This is a genomic window from Pseudomonas sp. Snoq117.2 (genome assembly GCF_900110545.1).
Classification (GTDB): domain Bacteria; phylum Pseudomonadota; class Gammaproteobacteria; order Pseudomonadales; family Pseudomonadaceae; genus Chryseomonas; species Chryseomonas benzopyrenica.
The window spans coordinates 1-3,477 of the sequence record NZ_FOED01000041.1 but is presented as its reverse complement, the minus strand read 5'-3'; the positions used below and the strand labels follow the sequence as shown (position 1 = coordinate 3,477).

The 3,477-nt window shown below is 65.5% G+C and carries 2 protein-coding genes; both read right to left on the bottom strand.

Annotated elements, in window-relative coordinates; all coding sequences use genetic code 11:
- Positions 1-459: 459 nt before the first annotated feature.
- Positions 460-3,123 (bottom strand): DEAD/DEAH box helicase, encoded by a 2,664-nt coding sequence (locus BMZ43_RS25880; protein ID WP_093257844.1) that lies wholly within the window; start codon positions 3,121-3,123, stop codon positions 460-462.
- Between the two features lie 39 nt (positions 3,124-3,162).
- Positions 3,163-3,477, bottom strand: a 315-nt coding sequence (locus BMZ43_RS26685; RefSeq protein WP_177344873.1) for a hypothetical protein, incomplete at its 5' end; no start/stop codon positions are given.

The window sequence follows — 3,477 nt, the reverse complement described above, 5'->3', positions numbered from 1 at the left end:
TGCTTGGGTGCTTGGGTGCTTGGGTGCTTATGCGAGCACGGGTATCTACGATGCGCTCTTAGCGGCGACCTGATCACTCATCAAACAAATTGGAATAGCCGCTCACTTAAGGGCTTAAGTGCTTAGGTGCTTAGGTGCTTAGGTGCTTGCTTAAGTGTGTGCGCATTTGCGCATTCCGCACCTGTTAGCACATGGGAGCCCTGGATTTGCTGGGAAGCCAGGCTCCCGGCAAGAACTGATCTGCATAGGCGAGGGGCGTCGCTCAGCTCCTACGGTTTTGAAAGTGAGCCCATGCTTCCGCGAGTAAGCGCATAAATACGTAAGTGCGTAAGCACTTACGTGCGTACCAGATTGCGCAGGGGGTAATGCTGAGGGCGTTTGGAAGCTCCCGCGTTCCTATTTTGAACGTGAGCTAAAAAGGGGTGCCGGCAGCTGTGAGTCATCTCGCTGCTCAGACTGCTACGAGAAAACGCCCAAGCCGCGCAGCGCAGCATGCTTCGCATGGGCGAGCTTGCCGGCCTTCAGCAGGGTTTTCTGCCGAGACACCCACGAACCCAGCCGCAGCCCGTCGGCAGTTACATGCTTCACCGGTACCGAGGCGCCGGCATTGGCAGCCAGGTAGTCTTGGAGCGCTGCATAGTGCTGTTGCCAAGCAGCTTCAGCAGGATCGAACGAAAACCCAGCGGCCAACAGACGGCCGTGGTCCGGATCGTCCGGTTTGTCCTTCAGCCGCGTACGCTGATTCGAACACCATCTGCCGAGCTTGTAACCATCGCCAGTCACGTAGGCGATCGGCACATCGCAGTGGCCATGCGCGGCTTTAAACTGCTCCAGGTGCTGCAGGCCCTGGTCGAAGGCCGCACCGAACATCTCCCAGACAAAGCCCAGCTGGTTCAGCAGCTCGATTCGCTGCTGGTCCATTTGGCCGTCGCGGTAGCGCGCGCGCTGATTCCCGACCCAGGTACCGAGCGCTGTCCCATCAGGCAGCATGAAGTCGAGCGGCACGCTCACGTGGCCATGCTGTGCCCGGAATTCCTTCAGGGCGGTATAGGCGGCTTCCCAGCGGGCATCCAGCACGCCAGCGTCGAAGTCGAAGCCCAGGGCGGCCAGCCGATCACGCCTGGACAGGTCGATCTGACGGCTGCGCTGATTCCGGCACCAGTCCGCCAGATCGGTACCGTCTACCAGCACCTGGCGCTGGGCAACGCGCAGGTGGCCATGCTCCTCCTTGAACGCCATCAGCGCCTGATACCGTTTCTCCCAGGCGTCGTCGAAGGGGCTCAGGATGAAGCCCAGGGCCTCAAGCAGCCGCTTCTTCCGCGGCGCCAGCCGGCCGAGGCGATAGGCCTTGCGCTGCTCGCTGCACCAGTGGCCCAGGGCGAGCCCGTCCGCGGTGACGACGTCGATGGCGGGGGAGGGCGATCCAGTGTCAGCCAGATAGCTGCGCAAGGCTTCGTACCCTCGCTCCCAGGCATGCTCTCGCGGATCGAACTCGAAACCGATGGCCTCCAACTGCTCGGCACGGTTAGGCGCAAGCCGGCCTAGCCGGTGGAGCGCGCGCTGGCGTGAGCACCAGGCGCCCAGGGTGTGCCCACCCGGTGTGCGATAGCTGCGCGCGACCCGGGCGTGGCCGCGGTCAGTCACGAACGCGCGCAGGAGCCCGTAAAAGTGCGGCCAGCTGCCGGCGATCCGCCCAACGAGCTCAGTGGAAAGCACAGCCTTGAGGCTGGCGGCCCAGGCGCCGGCGTCGGGACGGCCAGCAGGCGCGATGACGTGCAGCTTGTCGAACCAGCCGGGGGAGGCAGGCTGTCCGGTTTCGCCCTGGTCCACTGCGGCGCGCTGCACCTCGTTGAGCATGGCGTCGTCCTGCTCGGCGAGCGCCGCCAGGGTCCGCCAGACCGTGGACATGTCGCTGCGCGCCACGGCCTGGATGAGGGATTCGCCGGAGCTCCGCTTCAGGCGCAAGGGTATCAGGACATAGCCGTAGCGCTTGCCCGGCGCCTTGCGCACGGCACGGCCAAGCGCCTGGACGATGTCCACGTGGCTTTCCCGCCGGTGCATGAAGGCGACTAGATCGGTATCCGGCACGTCCACCCCTTCAGCCAGGCAGCGTGCGCAAGACAGCGCTGCGCGCGAGGCCCGGCCGTACTGGTGCAGCAGGCGGGTGCGCTGCCACGAGGGGAAAGAGCCATCAATGTGGCGCGCCCAGAAGTCACCGGCACCAACGGCCTCCCGCAGCGCGGTGGCGAAGCGCTTCGACTGCGAGATCCGCGAGTAGAAGGCGAAGGCTTTGCGTGCGCCGACGTCGGTCATCGCGCGCAGCAGCTCCTGGGCGTGCACCGCGTAGCGGCGCTCCTCATCGTCCAGCGCCTCGGCGAGCTGCTCGTCGTCCGCTTCCTCCACGGAGATGATGACGCGGAAATCGCAGATGATCCCCGCGGCGACAGCGGCGGAGTAGCTGAGCTCGTAGGCGACCGGACCGAAGACGGCCTCATCCGTCATGGAGTAGATAGGCCCGGTACCGGCGGGGCCTTCCTCCTCAGCGATGGCCAACGGCGTCGCAGTGAGGAAAAGGCGCCTGTCGATGCGCAGGGTAGGGTGATCGTTCAGCGCGAAGCTGTTGCGCCGGCCGGCGGCGCCGGCTGTCTTGTGCGCCTCGTCGAGGATCCCCAGGTCAAAGGCAAAGCCGGGCGACAGGCCCAGGGCGAGGGTAGGGGCACTGGCGTAGGTGCACAGCACGATGAGGTCTCGACCCAGGGCACCGACCTTCAGCGCGATCTCCTCAGGCGAGGTGGTGACCGCCACCGGTAGATCCTCGAGCACCTCATGCTCGTCGTCGAGCGTGGCCACGCTCTCGTCGCTGCAGACGCATAGCACGCGTTCCAGATCCAACTCGGCGTTGCTCACCCAGGCCTGCAGCGTCTGGCTGACCAGCGCGAGCGACGGTAGGAAAATGACGATGCTACGAGCACCGAGCGCTGCAGCGACGCCCTGTGCAAGCCGAGTCTTGCCGGTCCCACACGCCATATGCACCTGCAGCCGGGCCCGCCGCTTGAATCCGTCCAGGATGCGGGCGCGGGCTTCGAGCTGGTGGGGGGCGAGGAGGCTGGAAGAAAACTGCATCGGTAGTGGGCGGCGGTGACGTAGTAGGGGAGGGGGGGATTATCGCACCGATTCGGCTGGTGCTTCAGGTGCGCGCCGGCGCACAGGGATACCCCGGCGCTGACGGGCGCTGGCATAGCGGGCAGGGGTCCCTCCATGCTGCGCCGCCAGGTCCTCATCTGACCAGGTACCCAGCAGGCCGGTGATTTCCCTGAGCGGCGTCTTGTTCGAAAGCACCTGCTCGCCGCGGCGGATCGCCTGGATCTGCACCACGCCGCAGCCGGCCCGAGCGGCTAAGGCCTCGTCAGATAGAAGGGGTAGCAGCGCCTGCAACTCGGCCGTCCAGTTCAGGGCGTCGCGGGTCGCCGGAATGCC

Coding starts and splice junctions, on each gene's coding strand:
- BMZ43_RS25880 (WP_093257844.1), bottom strand. CDS start 3,123: ATGCAGTTTTCTTCCAGCCTCCTCGCCCCCCACCAGCTCGAAGCCCGC.